The organism is Mycobacterium simiae, from assembly GCF_008370645.1.
GTDB lineage: Bacteria > Actinomycetota > Actinomycetes > Mycobacteriales > Mycobacteriaceae > Mycobacterium > Mycobacterium simiae_A.
This window is the reverse complement of record NZ_VTZN01000015.1, coordinates 12,254-28,401: the sequence shown is the minus strand read 5'-3', so window position 1 is coordinate 28,401 and position 16,148 is coordinate 12,254. Positions and strand designations below refer to the sequence as shown.

Annotated in this window: 15 protein-coding genes; 4 read left to right on the top strand and 11 right to left on the bottom strand. The window is 63.9% G+C overall.

What is annotated here, in order from left to right:
• Positions 1–42: 42 nt before the first annotated feature.
• Positions 43–1,263 (top strand): PucR family transcriptional regulator, encoded by a 1,221-nt coding sequence (locus tag F0Q45_RS04475; RefSeq protein WP_149652788.1) that lies wholly within the window; start codon positions 43–45, stop codon positions 1,261–1,263.
• Between the two features lie 182 nt (positions 1,264–1,445).
• Here F0Q45_RS04475 and F0Q45_RS04470 read toward each other — a convergent pair whose 3' ends face one another.
• Complete coding sequence (locus tag F0Q45_RS04470; RefSeq protein WP_149652787.1) at positions 1,446–2,444, bottom strand: NAD(P)H-dependent flavin oxidoreductase; 999 nt, start codon at positions 2,442–2,444, stop codon at positions 1,446–1,448.
• A gap of 26 nt (positions 2,445–2,470) precedes the next feature.
• A complete protein-coding gene (locus F0Q45_RS04465; protein ID WP_188112786.1) occupies positions 2,471–3,226 on the bottom strand; it encodes an SOS response-associated peptidase in 756 nt (251 codons plus the stop codon).
• A 102-nt stretch (positions 3,227–3,328) separates the two neighbouring features.
• Between F0Q45_RS04465 and aroA the strand changes: the two genes are divergently transcribed.
• A complete protein-coding gene (gene aroA, locus F0Q45_RS04460; protein ID WP_149652807.1) occupies positions 3,329–4,585 on the top strand; it encodes a 3-phosphoshikimate 1-carboxyvinyltransferase in 1,257 nt (418 codons plus the stop codon).
• Positions 4,582–5,562, top strand: coding sequence for a ribosome small subunit-dependent GTPase A (gene rsgA / locus F0Q45_RS04455; protein WP_149652785.1), 981 nt, complete (start codon positions 4,582–4,584; stop codon positions 5,560–5,562). Before aroA ends, rsgA begins: the two co-directional genes overlap by 4 nt.
• A 108-nt stretch (positions 5,563–5,670) precedes the next feature.
• Here the strand turns inward: rsgA and F0Q45_RS04450 are convergent, their stop codons facing one another.
• The 5 genes from F0Q45_RS04450 to F0Q45_RS04430 form a co-directional block, all read right to left on the bottom strand.
• Entirely contained in the window at positions 5,671–6,951 is a 1,281-nt protein-coding gene (locus F0Q45_RS04450) for a fatty acid desaturase family protein (protein WP_149652784.1), read from the bottom strand.
• 87 nt (positions 6,952–7,038) lie between these two features.
• Positions 7,039–8,184, bottom strand: a complete 1,146-nt coding sequence (locus F0Q45_RS04445; RefSeq protein WP_149652783.1) for a ferredoxin reductase — start codon at positions 8,182–8,184, stop codon at positions 7,039–7,041.
• 148 nt (positions 8,185–8,332) lie between these two features.
• Complete coding sequence (locus F0Q45_RS04440) at positions 8,333–8,833, bottom strand: DUF6912 family protein (RefSeq protein WP_149652782.1); 501 nt, start codon at positions 8,831–8,833, stop codon at positions 8,333–8,335.
• Positions 8,834–8,849: 16 nt separating this feature from the next.
• The gene (gene ppk2 / locus F0Q45_RS04435) at positions 8,850–9,722 is read right to left on the bottom strand and encodes a polyphosphate kinase 2 (RefSeq protein WP_149652781.1); all 873 of its coding nucleotides are present in this window, start codon (positions 9,720–9,722) and stop codon (positions 8,850–8,852) included.
• A 41-nt stretch (positions 9,723–9,763) separates the two neighbouring features.
• Positions 9,764–11,182, bottom strand: coding sequence for a WS/DGAT/MGAT family O-acyltransferase (locus F0Q45_RS04430; protein ID WP_149652780.1), 1,419 nt, complete (start codon positions 11,180–11,182; stop codon positions 9,764–9,766).
• Between the two features lie 206 nt (positions 11,183–11,388).
• Here F0Q45_RS04430 and F0Q45_RS04425 point away from each other — a divergent pair, with 206 nt between their 5' ends.
• A complete protein-coding gene (locus tag F0Q45_RS04425; protein ID WP_149652779.1) occupies positions 11,389–11,913 on the top strand; it encodes an Rv3235 family protein in 525 nt (174 codons plus the stop codon).
• 3 nt (positions 11,914–11,916) lie between these two features.
• Here the strand turns inward: F0Q45_RS04425 and F0Q45_RS04420 are convergent, their stop codons facing one another.
• From F0Q45_RS04420 to F0Q45_RS04405, 4 genes are all read right to left on the bottom strand, one after another.
• A complete protein-coding gene (locus F0Q45_RS04420) occupies positions 11,917–13,062 on the bottom strand; it encodes a cation:proton antiporter (protein ID WP_149652778.1) in 1,146 nt (381 codons plus the stop codon).
• 4 nt (positions 13,063–13,066) lie between these two features.
• Positions 13,067–13,549, bottom strand: coding sequence for a cation:proton antiporter regulatory subunit (locus F0Q45_RS04415; RefSeq protein WP_149652777.1), 483 nt, complete (start codon positions 13,547–13,549; stop codon positions 13,067–13,069).
• A gap of 199 nt (positions 13,550–13,748) precedes the next feature.
• Positions 13,749–14,504, bottom strand: coding sequence for a methanethiol S-methyltransferase (gene mddA, locus F0Q45_RS04410; RefSeq protein WP_149652776.1), 756 nt, complete (start codon positions 14,502–14,504; stop codon positions 13,749–13,751).
• Between the two features lie 57 nt (positions 14,505–14,561).
• Positions 14,562–16,121 (bottom strand): HD domain-containing phosphohydrolase, encoded by a 1,560-nt coding sequence (locus F0Q45_RS04405; protein ID WP_149652775.1) that lies wholly within the window; start codon positions 16,119–16,121, stop codon positions 14,562–14,564.
• Between the last annotated feature and the right edge of the window lie 27 nt (positions 16,122–16,148).

The following is a 16,148-nucleotide window of genomic DNA, read 5'->3' as shown; positions in this document are numbered from 1 at the left end:
ACCGCGCACATCCGCAGGTGCGCGCGCTTAAGGTCTTGCAGTATGTGTGCGGCAATACACCCAGCTGGTGGCCGGTCTAACGCCACTTCAGATCCACACATCGCCGAGCTCGGCAAGCTCATGCTGGCAAGCGCTGCACAATTGGGCGATGCGATGGCTGATCTGCTCTGCCGAGAGATCGACGTGTATCGCGACGGCACTGTGATTACCAAGGACGACGTGCGCGACAGTTGTGTGGCGAACCTGACGTACGTCTTTGATTCGCTCGTCGGGCACGACGTGGATGTGGCGCCCGCTGAGCGCACCGGAACCACCCGCGCGGTTGCCGGTGTGCCGCTGCCCGCGGTGATGACCGCCTATCGCATTGGTTTCCGATTCATGTGGGAGCAGACCCTTGCGACCGCGCGCGCCGCCACCATATCTACCGAGGCGATCCTGGATGCCACCGCACGGATATTCCTAGCGCAAGAGACCTTCACGCAAGCGATGGCCAGCGCCTACCGCCAACAGCTGACCACACAAATTTTGGAGCGGGAGGAAGAGCGGTCAGCCCTAGTCGAAGCGCTGCTGTTGGGTCGGATCACCGACACTCACAGCCTCTGGGAGGTAGCAGACGTGCTGCGGCTGCCCACTTCCGGCCCGTACGTTGTCGTGGCAGCGCAGCTGCCAGCAATCGGCAAGCTGGGATTGCCGACGATCGAAAACAAGCTCTCCGCCCGCGATATCCGATCGGCCTGGCGGCTGTTGCCCGACTTGCAGGTCGGCATCGTCCATCTGCGCGGGCCCCGACCGCTCGATACCCGCAGTGCGCTCGTCGAGGTGCTCGAGCAATCCGCTACCGCGCGGGTGGGCGTCAGCCAGCCATATCGCGAACTCGCCGAAACCTACGACGGCCTGCGATTTGCGCGGCTCGCGGTCACCGAAAAGCCACCGGGCGACTCACTGGTTAGCGTCTTCGACGACACGCCGCTCGCGGTCGCGGCGGTCAGCGCCCCAGATGTCATGGCCAAGATCAGAGCTTCCGTGATCGGGCGCTTGGACACGCTGCCGGCCGAAGAACGCTCGACACTGCTCGAAACCTTCCAAGCTTGGCTGCAGGCCGGCGGCTCCGCCAACGACACCGCAGCAAAGATTTACTGCCACCCCAATACCGTGCGGCACCGGCTGCACCGCATCGAGCGGCTGACCGGTCGATCACTTTCGCGCCCAAATGATCTCGCTGAGCTGCGTCTGGCCTTCGAGGTCCAAAAGCGTCTGCCCTGAGCGGTTATCCGGACCCATTGCGGCCGCTACTTTGCCACGATGAGTTTGTGCAACGCGATTATCCAGAACGTGGAGTATCCATGGATATTACCGTGGATTTGTCGGGCTCACCATCACGGCTGTGGTTGCGATGTTTCGCTGATGGTACCCAGGTAGGACCCGCGGACCGCTAAGAGACCTACCTACGCTTTCTGGTTAGGTTCGTCCGGCGATCTCCCAACCGGCCGGTTGAGGATCCGGGCGGCGTCGCGAGTCATTTCGCGCATGATGTCTGCGGCCGAGCGAATTTCGTGAATGAGTCCTACCGCCTCGCCGACCAGGATGGTGACGATATCGAAGTCCTCGGCGGAGACCGCCATTTCGTAGGCACTTAGCGTATCTGGTAAGCAAGCCATCAGTTCGGATTCGTTTCCATGCCACGCCTGAATCAACGAGTTGCTCAGCACCCGCAAATTGTATTCCTCGGGCCAATCCCGCTGCCGCACAATGTCATAGACTCGCGTGCGGATTGTGTCGTCTCCGCTGGCTTCGATGGCTCGCTGGTGGGATCGCGCTGACACCAGCGCCTCTTTGGCGGCCCAAAACCTGGTACCTACCAGCGCACCGTCTGCACCTAGTGCCAGCGCCGCTGCAAGCCCACGGCCGTCTGCGATACCACCGGCAGCTAAGACCAGCGTGTCAGGCGAGTGTTCAGCGACGAGATCGACGACATCGGGAATCAGCGTGAAAGTCGAGCGGACACTCATTCCGTGTCCGCCTGCATCGCTACCCTGAGCGATGATGATGTCGGGGCGGACGTCGAGGACACGGCGTGCCTGGCCGACTGTCTGCACCTGGCAGGTTAACGGAATGTTGGCCGCGTGAATGCGATCGGCGAAGTTTTGTGGATCGCCGAAAGACAACATGATCGTTGCCGGGTCACGGGCCAGGCTCGTGTCGAGCAATTCTGGGTGACGGGCGAGGCTCCAGGTAATGAACCCACATCCCACCCTTTCACCGCCAGTTTGGTCGAACTGGCGCCGCAGCCAATCGGCTTCGCCGTAGCCGCCGCCAATAAGGCCCAGGCCACCAGCGGCAGTCACCGCCGCCGCGAGCCGACCCCCGGACGTCATAGCCATTGGCGCGAGCAGGATCGGGTGTTTGATCCCGAAGAATTGGGTCAGACGAGTAGTCAGCGACACGGCTACACTCCCTTGCGGCAGCCCCACTACAGCAACGTGATCTGCTCGGGCTGCGGCTCGGCCGGCTCCAGCAGCTCGGGGCCATTGTTGCGCACACTGTTGACCAGGGTCGACACCGGGCACAGCGCGATGTCGTGGACATCTGGCGGACGCATCAGCAGTTGTTGGTCCAGCGGCGCATCCGGGTTTAGCCACGCATCCCAGTTCTCCTCGGCCAGCATCAGCGGCATCCGGTCATGGATCTTGGCCATCGGCCCCACGGCGTCGGTGGTGATGATGGTGCAGCTCAACAACGGCGCAGCAGCCTTGCTCGGCTTCCACACCGACCACAGGCCGGCCATGCACACCAGATCCCCGTCCCGGCGGTGTAGGAAAAACGGCGTCTTGTCGCCTTTCTCGCCTGAGGCTTTGGCCTGCCACTCGTACCAACCGTCCATCGGCACCAGGCACCGCTTACTCTGTGCCGCAGTGCGAAACGCCGGAGAAGTGGCGACCTTGTCGGCGCGGGCGTTGATCAGCAACGGTCCTCTGGTGTCGGGCGCGCCGTCGGGCCCGACTTTGGTCCACGGCGGAACCAGTCCCCAGCGCATCAGCCGCACCCGACGAGTGGGCTCGTCGTGCGGCTCGCGGTGGCGGGCGACGACGGTGGCGATCGTGTCGGTGGGTGCCACGTTGTAGTTGGGCGCCTCGGCTGTGGATCCGGCTCCGCCAGTTTCGTCGAGCGCCCTGATTTTTTGGGCCAACACGGCCGGGTCGGTGGTGATGGCAAATCGTCCACACATGACTCCCATGGTGCCCGGTACTCATGACACGCGCCGACACGGCAGGATGAAGCGGTGAACAGCATCGAGCCGGGGACAGCGTGGCCGGCCCCCTTCTCACCCATGCCGGTGCGGGCGACGGTGACCGTTCCGGGCTCGAAATCGCAAACTAACCGGGCACTAGTGCTGACCGCGCTGGCGGCCGCGCAGGGCCACGGCGCGTCGACCATCTCCGGCGCGCTGCGCAGCCGGGATACCGATCTGATGATCGGGGCGCTGCGGACGCTGAGCGTCCGTGTCGCGGGGACGGATCGCGAACTGACGGTCAGCGGCCGCATCGAACCCGCTGCCGATGCCCGCGTGGATTGTGGCCTGGCGGGCACGGTCTTGCGGTTCGTTCCGCCGCTGGCCGCACTCGGCGCTGCCCCAGTCACCTTCGACGGCGACGACCAAGCGCGCGCCCGGCCCATCGCGCCTTTGCTCGATGCACTGCGCGGTCTCGGTGTCCACATCGACGGCACTGGTCTGCCTTTCTGCGTGCATGGCAAGAGATCGATCACCGGCGGCACCGTGGTTATCGACGCATCGGCGTCGTCGCAGTTCGTGTCGGGCCTGCTGCTGTCCGGAGCATCCTTCACCCGCGGCTTGACCGTGCAACACACCGGTTCCACGCTGCCGTCTGCGCCGCACATCGCGATGACGGTGACCATGCTGCGCCAAGCCGGCATTGACGTCGACGACTCCGTGCCGAACAGTTGGCGGGTGGCACCCGGTGCGGTCGAGGCGCGGCATTGGGACGTCGAACCCGATCTCACCAACGCAGTGGCATTCCTAGCAGCCGCAGTGGTGACCGGCGGCACGGTGCGCATCACCGGCTGGCCGGCCCAGAGCGTCCAACCGGCGGACAATATTCTGAGCATCTTGGGCCAGATGAATACCGTTGTCACCCATTATGATTCATGCCTAGAGGGGCAAGGGCCGGCCGAGTACGGCGGATTCGAGGTCGAATTGGGCGCCGTCGGCGAGCTCGCCCCCTCAGTTGCCGCACTGGCAGCGCTTGCCACCCCGGGATCGGTATCCCGGCTGAGCGGCATCGCTCATTTGCGCGGCCACGAGACCGACCGGCTGGCCGCGCTGAGCACCGAGCTCAACCGCCTAGGCGGCAACTGCCGGCAAATATCCGACGGCCTGGTGATCACCGCCGCACCGCTGCGGCCCGGTATCTGGCGCGCCTACGCCGATCATCGGATGGCAATGGCCGGCGCCATTATTGGGCTACGGGTTCCCGGGGTTGAGGTGGACGACATCGGCGCCACCACCAAGACGTTGCCGGAGTTTCCTCGGCTGTGGTCCGAGATGATCAAAGGGTTTGGCGCTTGAAGCCCGGAGACTACGACGAATCCGACGTCAAACTCCGCTCCGGTCGAGGCTCGCGGCCCCGGACCAAAACCCGTCCCGAACACGCCGAAGCCGAGACCGCCATGGTGGTGAGCGTCGACCGCGGCCGGTGGGGGTGCGTGCTCAATGCTGACCCCGACCGTCGAATCACGGCCATGCGCGCGCGCGAGCTTGGCCGTACTCCCATTGTCGTCGGAGACGACGTCGACGTGGTGGGCGATCTGTCCGGGCGGCCGGACACCCTGGCCCGCATCGTCCGCCGCGGTCCGCGCCGAACGGTGTTGCGCCGCACCGCTGATGACACCGATCCAACTGAACGCGTGGTAGTGGCCAACGCGGACCAACTGCTGATCGTGGTCGCGTTGGCCGACCCCCCGCCGCGCACCGGTCTGGTCGAGCGGGCGCTGATCGCCGCCTATGCGGGCGGGCTGACGCCCATTCTGTGCTTGACCAAGACCGACCTGGCCCCGCCGGAACCATTCGCCGAGCAGTTCAATGACCTCCACCTCAAGGTGGTCACCGCCGGCCGCGATGACCCGCTACTCACAGTGGCAGACTTGCTCGGCGACAAGGTTACCGTCTTGCTCGGACATTCCGGAGTCGGCAAGTCTACGTTGGTTAATCGCCTTGTGCCCGAGGCAGATCGAGCGGTCGGCGCGGTAACCGAGATCGGCCGGGGGCGGCACACTTCGACACAGTCGCTGGCGCTGTCGCTCGAAGGTTCCGGCTGGGTGGTCGACACGCCCGGGATCCGCTCGTTTGGTTTGGCCCACATCCGGCCCGACGATGTGCTGTTGGCTTTCTCCGACCTTGCGGAGGCGATCCACAACTGTCCGCGCGGCTGCGCACACATGGGGCCGCCCGCGGATCCCGAATGCGCGTTAGACCCCTTGTCGGGGACTGCTGTGCGTCGTGTTGCCGCGGCCCGGCGGCTGTTGGCTGTGCTCAAGGAGACGTGACCGGCCACTGGCCGGGTTCCGCGAACGGCAGGTCAAAGACGCCGAACGTGAACTGAATGCGAAGAAATCGCCAAGATCTCGCAGTGACTGCACGCTGGGTGACGCACCTTAGGCGGCCATATCGTCGCTGGCGGCACTAGCCCCCGTAGGCTTGCGGCCCCGCCAGCCACGCACCGCGGCAATCGCGGTCCTCAAGCCGCGGCGTTGCCCGGTCATCGGATCAACGCCGGTGAAACCGGGTTCCAGGTCAGCGAACATCCGCTCGCTACGGGTCTCCGGCGCATCATCGGCGTCGTCGCGCAAATACTTGTTAGGCAGCGACAGCTTAGCGAGCGTACGCCATGTCTTGGCGTACTGCACCAGGAAAGGCCCTGTGGTGTAAGGCAAGTCGTACTTGTCGCAGATCTCACGCACTCGCGTCGAAATCTCGGCAAGCCGGTTGCTGGGCAGGTCAGGATACAAATGGTGTTCGATTTGGTGGCACAGGTTACCGCTCATGAACCGCAACGCCGGCCCGGCGTCGAAGTTGGCGCTACCCAGCATCTGCCGCAGATACCATTGCCCCTTGGTTTCTCCGATCATGTCCGTCTTGGTGAATTTCTCGGCGCCGTCCGGGAAATGCCCACAGAAGATGACGGCGTTGGACCACACGTTGCGGATCACGTTGGCTAGCGCGTTCGCCGTCATCGTCGATTTATATGACGCCCCCGGGGACAGCGCGGTCAGCGCCGGAAAGGCCACGTAGTCCTTGAACAGCTGACGACCGGCCTTGGCGGAGAACTCGCGCAGCCGGATCTTGGCGGCGTCGCGGTCGGCCCGACCCTTGAAGATCTTCCCGATCTCCAAATGCTGCAACGCAACTCCCCACTCGAAACCAATCGCGAGGATGGTGTTCCACACCACATTGAAGATGTTAAATTTCTTCCACCGCTGGTCGCGGGTGACGCGCAGCATGCCGTAGCCAACGTCGTCGTCCATGCCGAGGATGTTCGTGTACTTGTGATGGACGAAGTTGTGGCTGTAACGCCAGTGCTTAGACGAGCCGCTCATGTCCCACTCCCAGGTCGAGGAGTGAATCTCAGGATCGTTCATCCAATCCCATTGCCCATGCATGACGTTGTGGCCAATCTCCATGTTCTCGACGATCTTGGCCACGCCAAGAGTAAGGGCTCCCGCCCACCACGCGGAACGCCGAGAGCTGGCGGCTAGCATCAGCCGCCCACTCACCTCCAGGGCACGCTGGGCGGCGATTGTGCGACGGATATAGCGGGCATCACAGGCACCGCGTGAGTCTTCAACCTCCTGACGGATCGCATCGAGTTCAGCCGCCAGATTGTCAATGTCGGCATCCGTCAGATGTGCGAATACGTCGACGTCGGTAATCGCCATCGTCTCTCCCTGCGTCATAAGGTTTCTCGACAAACCCCAACCTACGTCATCGTAAGCTACGGTCTCGTAAGTTACCAATCGGTAGCTTTAGTTATTGACCACACAATCGCCCGAGGCGGCCGACACACAGGTCTGTATCCGCGACCCGGGTTCATGTTCCCGACCAGTCCGCAGGTCACGAACATGACCGTCCACCAGCTCCACCACACACGACTGACAAATTCCCATGCGGCAGCCAAAAGGCATTTGCACACCTGCGCCTTCACCCGCGTCCATAACCGACGTAGCCGCATCTGCGTTAACACTCTTGCCGCTACGGGCAAATGTCACCACGCCACCGGCGCCGGCGGGGGCCGCCTTGGACACCGCAAAGCGCTCCAAGTGAAGGCGCTCGCCCACACCGGCCGTCGACCACACCTTCTCGGCTTGGTTGAGCATGGCTGCAGGTCCACACGCCCAGGTCTGGCGTTCGCGCCAGTCCGGTACCTCCTCGCCGAGCCGACCCAAATCCAGCCGGCCCTCGGCGCGCGTCGCACGCAAGCTCAACCGGTACCCCGGGTGGTTCTCGGCCAGTGCGGCGAGCTCGGCGCCGAACATTGCGGCAGCTTCGGTGGGAGCTGAATGCACATGCACGATGTCAGTAATTTGGTTGCGGCGCACCAAAGTTCGCAGCATCGACAGCACCGGCGTGATGCCGGAACCGGCGGTGAGAAACAGAATCGACGGCGGCGCCGGGTCGGGCAGCACAAAATGGCCCTGGGGCGCGGCCAGACGCACGATGGTCCCCGGCGCCGCGCCGGCCACCAGGTGGGTGGAGAGAAACCCTTCCGGCATCGCCTTTACCGTGATAGTGACGGTGCGCGCCGATCCAGACGACCCGACCGGGCTGGACGTCAGCGAATAGGAACGCCAGCGCCAGCGACCGTCGACCAAGAGCCCGATTCCGATGTACTGGCCCGGCAGATAGTCAAAACTGAAGCCCCAGCCCGGTTTGATAACCAAGGTCGCGGAGTCTTCTGTCTCGCGGTGGACCTGAAGAATACGACCACGCAATTCTCGCGCCGACCACAGCGGGTTGGCCAGCTGCAAGTAGTCATCGGGCAACAGGGGCGTGGTGACGCGCTCTACGATCTTGCGCACCGCATGCCAACCCGGGTGCCTGTCTGTCCCGGCAACGGTCGGGCGTTTGGTGTCGATGACCTCGGCGGTAATCGCCGCGTATTTCTTACCCATACAGAGCTCCTGCGTGCGGTGCGGCTTTAAGCATCCGCCAGTCGGGGGCAGCGCCGTGCCCATGCATCAAAGCTACGGTACCGTAACTTACGGTTGCGTAGCTAGATGTGATGATGCGCGGTACGTCACATCCAGGCCGTCCCCTCGGTTACAACAGGTCAAGCAGAAACGGCAGCTCCTGTTTGGCATACCAAGCCAGCGTGTGGTCTTGGGCGTCGCCGACCACGAGGTCGGCGTCCTCGTCGCCAAGATCGGCAGCATCGATGACAGCGATCGCTGCTGCGACAGCCGGTTCAGCGGCAGCGTTGTCGACGTACGCGGCGACCACGTGATCCATCGAAACAGGCGCGCCCAGTCTGATAACCGCGTCATCGAGGTCGGGGCGGAATTTGACATCGTCTACCTCGGCAGCAAGTACCGCGCGGCGTGGCGGCAGATTCTCGTGGCTGTCGTCTGCCAGCAGCCGAAGCGACGCCAATGCTGCTTCCTGCAGCGCCACCTCGGCCAGCTCGTCGTCATCGCCCTCGGCGTAGGCCTCACGCAAAGACGGCGTCACGGCGAAGGCGGTGCCGTTGACGGGCCACAGCGAACCGTCAGCGACAAGTTGTTGCAACATGGGCAACGTGGCCGGGATGTAGACCTGCGTCATCGGGTGAATCCGCGCACTAGCGCTCGATCAATGTGGCCGTGTAGTCGTCGACGTACGTCGACAGTTCACGTGGCGGACGCTGGTAGTTTCCACTTACCAACGGATGTTTCGGCAGCTTGACCTTCGGCTTCTCCACGTCCCGGTAGTCGATAGTGGACAGCAAGTGCGCCATCATGTTCAGCCGTGCGTGTCTCTTGATATCGGATTCCACGACGTACCATGGGCTCGCCGGGATGTCAGTGTGCACCATCATCTGGTCTTTCGCCCGGGAATAATCCTCCCACCGATACAGCGACTCTAGGTCCATTGGGCTGAGCTTCCATTGCCGCACAGGGTCGCTCCGACGGGCCTTGAACCGCCGCAGCTGCTCGTCTTCGGAGACCGAAAACCAATACTTGCGCAGCAGAATCCCGTCGTCGATCAACATGTGCTCAAAGATGGGCGTCTGCCGCAAAAACAGCGCATGCTCCTGCGGCGTACAGAACTCCATCACTTTTTCCACACCGGCCCGGTTGTACCACGACCGGTCGAAGAGCACGATTTCCCCCTTGGCGGGCAAATGTGCGATATAGCGCTGGTAATACCACTGGCCACGTTCCCTATCCGTCGGCGCTGGCAACGCCACGATACGGGCGATACGTGGGTTGAGGTATTCGGTGATCCTTTTGATGGTGCCGCCTTTGCCAGCTCCGTCGCGGCCCTCGAAGACCACCACCAAGCGCGCCCCGGAATGGCGCACCCACTCCTGCAGCTTCACGAATTCTGTTTGCAGCCGGAATAATTCGGCCTGGTATAGCTCGGCGGAAATTTTGTGTCGGGCCGGCGCGGTGGATTTCTTCGTCTTCGCCTTCGCCTTCGCCGGCGCGTCATCGCTTGTCACAGTGCTCACATCAACGGATGGTATATCGCCAAACCAGGCGACCGGCGCGACTACCGAGATGCTTCCAAGAGCTCCTCGAGCGATTGCCTCAGCAGCCCGGGCAGCAAGTCGACATCACTCATCGCGTCGCGGTCGGCATTGATTCCGAAATACAGCATGCCGTTGTAGGACGTCACGCTGATGGCCAGCGCCTGGTTGTGCAGCAAGGGCGGCACGGCATAGGCCTCCAACAGCTTGGTGCCGGCGACGTACATCTGCGACTGCGCTCCCGGGGCGTTCGTAATCAGCAGGTTGAATGTCCGCTTGGACAGGGTAGGGAAGCTGGTGGCGACCCGCAGGCCCATGGCATGCAGAGTCGGCGGGGCAAACCCGGACAGCGTCACAATGGTCCGCGCATCGACCAGGCTGGCTGCCGTCGGGTTGGATTCGGTGGCGTGTGCAATCTGGGACAGCCGCACCACGGCGTTGCCCTCGCCAACCGGTAGGTCGATGAGAAAGGGTGTCACCTGACTCATGGCCTGGCCAGGACCGGATGAGTCGAGTTGGTCGTCGACGTAAACGGATAGCGGCGCCATCGCCCGTACCGTCTCAGTGGTTGCCACCGTCTCACCACGTGACATCAGCCAGTTGCCTAGGGCGCCGGCTATCACCGCCAGAACTACATCGTGGACATCGCAGTTGTAGCGTGCGCGCACCGTTCGGTAGTCCTCCAAACGTCCGCGGGCAACGGTGAATCGCCGATTGCGCGAAACGGTCGCGTTGAGTGGACTTCTCGGTGCGGTGCCGCGCGCCACCGCGCGCGCTACGTCGAGCATTCGGCGGCCGGCCTCGACGAGTTGCCCGTGGTTGGTGGCCAACCCGGCGAGCGCAGATCCGAGGGCCTGAAGCTGCGCACCCGGCCCGACAATCCAGTCCCCGATGGCGCCTAGCGCCAACCGGGTGTTGCCGGGGTCGCGCTCGGGGATCCAGATATCTTCGGGAAGCGGCGGCGGACGCCGCGTGCGATCGGCGATGACGTGTCCTATTGCCAGCGACGTCACCCCGTTGATCAGCGCTTGGTGCGATTTGGTGTAGAGGGCGATGCGATTTTTCTCCAGTCCCTCGACCAGGTACATCTCCCACAGGGGACGTGACTTGTCCAGCGGCCGAGCGGCCAGCCGCGCGATCAGCTCATGGAGTTGTTCGTCGTTGCCTGGCGATGGCAACGCCGACCGCCGGACGTGATAGGTGACGTCGAAGTCAGGATCGTCCACCCACACGGGCCTGGCCATGCCGATTTTCACCTCGCGCACCCGCTGGCGGTAGCGCGGGATTTGCGGCAGGCGCTGCTCGATCGTGGCGAGCAGCGCCTCGTAGCTCAAGCCGGCGCGCGGGCGGCGCAGGATCATTAGCGACCCGACGTACATGGGGGTGGCGGTGTTCTCCAGCCGATAGAAAGACGCGTCCGCAGTGGACAACCGGGTCACCATTTACGGCCCTGTCCTCCTTGTCAATCCGTCCGCAATCCGTCGGTGGTACCGATGTGGCTCACCGTAACGACCGGCCCGGGCGCGTTACGGGCGGGTACGCATCGGGTTGGTTTGTGCAATGATGACCGGCGGGCGCCTGCCACTCTCCAGCAAGCGCACGGTTCCGATCGTCAGTTGGTGTCCATCGCATAAATGGAGAGTGCCCGTTGAGCGTCAGTCCTATCGCCGGCCCACCCCATCGTGAGACCTTCGCCGTCGTGCCCGTGGTCGAGTACGAGCCGGCGACTCGAATCATCCCCAGGTGCCGGCAATCATCGCACGTACCGTTGCGGCCGCGTAGTGGGCGCGCTGCACGTCGGCCACCCGGCGAGCGAGCCGGGGTCGAAACGATGTCGGCAGCGATTCGCCAGGCCGCGGTCTTCACCGACGCTGCCCTGCGCCGGGTGCTGGAAGTCATCGACCGCCGTCGTCCAGCGGCACAGCTGCGATCGATACTGGCGGCCAGCCTCGTTGACTCGGTGCTCTCGGTCGGCCAAGCGAAGGCTGGCCCCCACGGAGCCGCCAGGTTGCGACGGGTGCGGTTGCAGCCGGTCGGGTCCGCGGACACCGCGGCTGAAGTTTTTGGCACCTACAGCCGCGGTGAACGGGTCCATGCCATCGCCTGCCGCGTGGAACAAGTGGCCGCGTCCAGCCCACCGCGATGGCTAGTCGTTGCCTTACACATCGGTTGACGGTCAGGCCGCGGCCGCTAGCCGTCCGCCGCCGTAACGAGCCAGAACCGGACCGATGGTCGCCATGATGAAGACATAGGAGGTCGCCAACGCCGCCACCGTGGGGATCGACGCGCCGACCAATCCGATAATGATCAACGAGAACTCGCCTCTGGCGATGAGCGCCGTCCCGGCACGCAGCTGCCCGCGGCGCGCCGCGCCGTCGCGGCGTGCGGCGAACATTCCGGTGAGTACTTTGGTCGCGCCGGTGACAGCAGCCAAGGCGATGGCTACCGGAAGCATCGGAAGTAGCCCTCTCGGGTCGACCGATACCCCGATGGCCAGGAAAAAGATCGCGGCGAATAGGTCGCGGAGCGGACCCAGCACCCGGCGCGCCCGGTCGGCCGTCTCCCCGGTGAGGGTCAGGCCTACCAAGAACGCGCCGACCGCGGCCGATGCATGCAATAACTCGGCCAGCGCCGCGACCATCAGGGTGAGGCCCAGGACCCGCAACAGCAATTGCTCGGAATCAGGGTGCGCCACCAGCCGGCCGACGTGATGGCCCCAGCGGAAGGACGCGGCGAAGGCCGCGAGCAGAGCAGCGACCGCGGCTAGCGTACCCGCGAGCGCTTCGATCCAGCTGCCACGCAGGGCCAGCACGGTAAACATCGGTAGGTAGGCGGCCATCGCGAAGTCTTCGAGCACCAGCACCGACAGCACCGCCGGGGTTTCGCGGTTACCGAGCCGGTCCAAGTCCTCGAGCAGACGCGCGATGACTCCCGACGATGAGATGTAGGTGACGCCGGCCAGCGCGAAGATGGCGACGCCGTTCAACCCCAGCAGCCAGCCGGCCAGTGCACCGGGGGTGGCGTTAAGGACGATGTCGACACCGGCCGACGGCATGTGATGGCGCAGGCTGCTGGCAAATTCGGTGGTGGAGAACTCCAGACCCAGGGTTAGCAGCAGCAACACGATGCCGATGGGAGCGCCGGTGGTGATGAAGTCGTCGGCCGCAGCCACCGGAACGATCCCACCTTTACCCACCGAAAGTCCTGCTAACAGGTAGACCGGGATGGGGGACAGCGCGAACCGGCGCGCGACCGCACCCAACAGGGCAAGCGCTGTCAGGAGCGCCCCGACCTCGAAGAGCAGCGCCCTGGAAACTTCCACCGGCTCAGCCCTTATCGATGATCTGCTCGACTCCGCCGATACCTTCTTCGGTGCCGATCACTATCAGCACGTCGCGCGCACGCAGTACTTCTGCCGGATTGGGCGAAGCGATGACATCATCACCGCGCACGACGGCAACGATCGACGCGCCGGTGCGGGTGCGAGCCCGAGTGTCTCCCAACGGTCGCTCGACAAACGGGCTATCTGGCCCGACGGTGATCTGGCCCGCTTCCAGCCCAGGCACTTCACGGGTCAGCTGGGTAAAGCGCTCGGCGATCCTCGGAGCACCGAGAATCTGGGCCACAGCCTCGGCCTCTTCTTCGGTAAGGCGAAAGACCGGCCGGCACGCGTCAGGATCTTGCGCGGTATAGGTCACGACTTCAAAATCGCCGGTACGCCGGGCAATAATGCCTATTCGCTCACCCATGTGGCTGGTGAACTCGTACCGAAGCCCGACACCGGGCAGCAGCACCTCCTTGACATGCACATGTCCATACTCGACGAAATGCCATCAAGATTGAAGTGGCACCGACCAATTTCCTAGTTGTGCGGTGCCAGGGCGCAGCCACGCTCACCCCACGCCGCCGCATCGCATAGCAGCCGACCTCGTAGCAGCCGAGCAGAGCGAGGGCGACATGACGGCCACCCGGAAGCTGATCGCCTAGCAACTGGAATTTCAGCGACAATTATTGCCGGGTGGCAGATTTGGTTGCGTATCGACCCAAACCGGGAGCAAGCATGGGCACATCGCGGCGGTAATCGCAGTACTGGTCGCCCAGTGCCGCCACTAGGTCGCGCTCTTCCAGCTGTAGGGCCAACAGGACGTACCCCGTGGTACCGATCGAGAACAGGAGGTGTCCTGCCGTCATTGTGGGTGCAGCCCAGAAAGCGACCAGGAAGCCGAGCATGATCGGATGGCGCACCAGGCGATAGCGCAGGTTGACGCGAAAACCTATGGCAGCGTAAAGCTTTTCGCGCCAAGCCAAGTACCCCTGACGCAGCCCGCATAGCTCGAAATGACTGACCATGAAGGTCGACGTCAATACCGTCACCCAACCGAGCCAGAACAACACCCATAGCACCACCCGGACTACCGGGTGCCGCACGTCCCAGATCACCGTCGGCATGGTTCGCCATTGCCAATAGAGCACGAGGAGTGCAGCGCTGGCCAGCTGTACGAACGTGCTGCGCTCAATCGGCGGCGGCACGAATTGAGTCCACCACCGTTTGAATTTCGACCTCGCCATGACGCTGTGCTGGGCTCCGAACAACCCAAGCAGCGCCAGGTTGACCAGCACGGCCTGCCCCGTCGGCGCGGCGATACCGTGGTCAACATTGCGGGGCACAATAATGGCGCCGACGAAGCCAATGGCATACGCGAAGGCCGCCAGGAAAAGCAGGTAGCTCACGGCACCGTAACCAACGATCAAGTAGCGCTTCATCTCCCGATTGTGTAGCGCAGAGCCGGGTCGCAGGATGGGGCGTTTGCCTCAACTGGGCTAAGCGCTCACCAGGCCGTGGCTCAGCGCGTACATGCTGGCGCCGATGCGATTCGACCCGCCGATCTTGGCGTAGGTGCGCTCCACGTGGTTACGGGCCGTCTTTTCGCTGATCACCAGCGCCGTCGCGATCTCCTTGTTGGAGGCGCCGCGAGCAACCAGGGATAGCACTTCGACCTCCCGGGGCGTGAGCCCATGTGGGCGTCGATTCGACCGGTCCGCCCGATGCCCCGCCGCGTGCAGCACTGCCTCAACCGCGACGGTGTCCAGGTCGCCGGCTTGCACCCGTTGCCGCAGCCGCCGGGCCGCCGATTTCGGTGTCAACAGCTGCCGATAGGGCCTTGGCTCACAAGCGCATTGGTAACTGACCGCGGCCGCCAACACCCGGTCCGGCAGAGTCAACGCGGTCCCGGCGAGCCCACGCGGGTATCCCGAACCGTTGAGGCGCTCATGGTGATTGCCAGCGACCTCAGCCAACTTCCGAAGCCCGGGGACCTGATTGAGGATTCGCACAGTGAAGTACGGATGCAACCGGACCCGCTCAAATTCAGCCGCGCTCAACGGCCCTGGACGCGACCAGACTTGGTTCGAGACGCCGATGCGGCCCAGATCGTGAACGTGGCCAGCGCGCCGGGTCAGCACCGCCGCGTCGCCGTCAAGTCCGGCGGCGGTGGCGGCGTCACCCGCAAGTCGGGCCACCGCCCGGGAATGCCCGAATGTGAACGGGCATTTCAAGTCGACGAAGTCCCCCAGGGCGACGAGTAGTGTATCCAGCGTCTGGTCATCCAGCGGCTGAAAGTGGTCGGGCGCGGCGCGCACTGCTGCCGCCCACGCATCACCGGTCGGCGGTCCAGCCAGGATCGCGTCGGCATGGTCGGCAAACGTGTCGACCACCTCAGGATCGAACTGCCCACCCCGCCTGCTGCGAGCCATGGCGACAGCACCCTCAACCCCATAGGTGCGGTGGTGAACCTCTACCATGTCGGCCAGTTGGGCGACGCGCATCTGAATCGGGATAGCGTCACCGTAGGCACCCGTAGGCAGACCGCCGCCGTCGTAACGCTCGAACGTGAACGCCAGTGCCGCTTGCACATTGGGGTCCAAACCTATTTGGTCGGCCAGCACAGCCGCAGACGTGCAATGCGAGTGGATCAATTGGGAAATGTGGCCGCGGGCGTTGACGAAAAGAGTCGCCATCGCGCTGAGCCGGTACACCAACGGCTGACCCCGGCCCACATTGCTCGCCAGAAAGCGCAAGTACGGCAGCCCGGACCAATCAACCAGATAGGAGTCATGGCGGACGGCGATGTCGTCACCGAACCACCGCGCGTACTCGTGCGAGTCAGCGTGACATCCGATCCACATGATCAACGTCGCGTAGTAGGTGGAATCCCGCTGTTGGTCGCTGAGCCCGAGCCGATCGGCCAGCCTGGTCGCAATCAGCGCAGACCGCAGCATGTGTTCTGCGGGTTGCCCCAGGCCGAGGTCGATCGCCACCGACAGCGCGGCAAGCAACTCCGCGCGGGTAGGCAGCTCGGAAGCCTGGGCTCCAGACGGCATTCACCCATTGTGCCCAGCGGAGGACCG

Excerpts from the sequence above, each read along its gene's own strand:
- F0Q45_RS04475 (WP_149652788.1), top strand. The coding sequence starts at position 43 with ATGTGTGCGGCAATACACCCAGCTGGTGGCCGGTCTAACGCCACTTCA.
- F0Q45_RS04465 (WP_188112786.1), bottom strand. The coding sequence starts at position 3,226 with ATGTGTGGACGATTTGCCATCACCACCGACCCGGCCGTGTTGGCCCAA.
- aroA (WP_149652807.1), top strand. The coding sequence starts at position 3,329 with ATGCCGGTGCGGGCGACGGTGACCGTTCCGGGCTCGAAATCGCAAACT.
- F0Q45_RS04450 (WP_149652784.1), bottom strand. The coding sequence starts at position 6,951 with ATGGCGATTACCGACGTCGACGTATTCGCACATCTGACGGATGCCGAC.
- F0Q45_RS04445 (WP_149652783.1), bottom strand. The coding sequence starts at position 8,184 with ATGGGTAAGAAATACGCGGCGATTACCGCCGAGGTCATCGACACCAAA.
- F0Q45_RS04440 (WP_149652782.1), bottom strand. The coding sequence starts at position 8,833 with ATGACGCAGGTCTACATCCCGGCCACGTTGCCCATGTTGCAACAACTT.
- F0Q45_RS04430 (WP_149652780.1), bottom strand. The coding sequence starts at position 11,182 with ATGGTGACCCGGTTGTCCACTGCGGACGCGTCTTTCTATCGGCTGGAG.
- mddA (WP_149652776.1), bottom strand. The coding sequence starts at position 14,504 with ATGAAGCGCTACTTGATCGTTGGTTACGGTGCCGTGAGCTACCTGCTT.
- F0Q45_RS04405 (WP_149652775.1), bottom strand. The coding sequence starts at position 16,121 with ATGCCGTCTGGAGCCCAGGCTTCCGAGCTGCCTACCCGCGCGGAGTTG.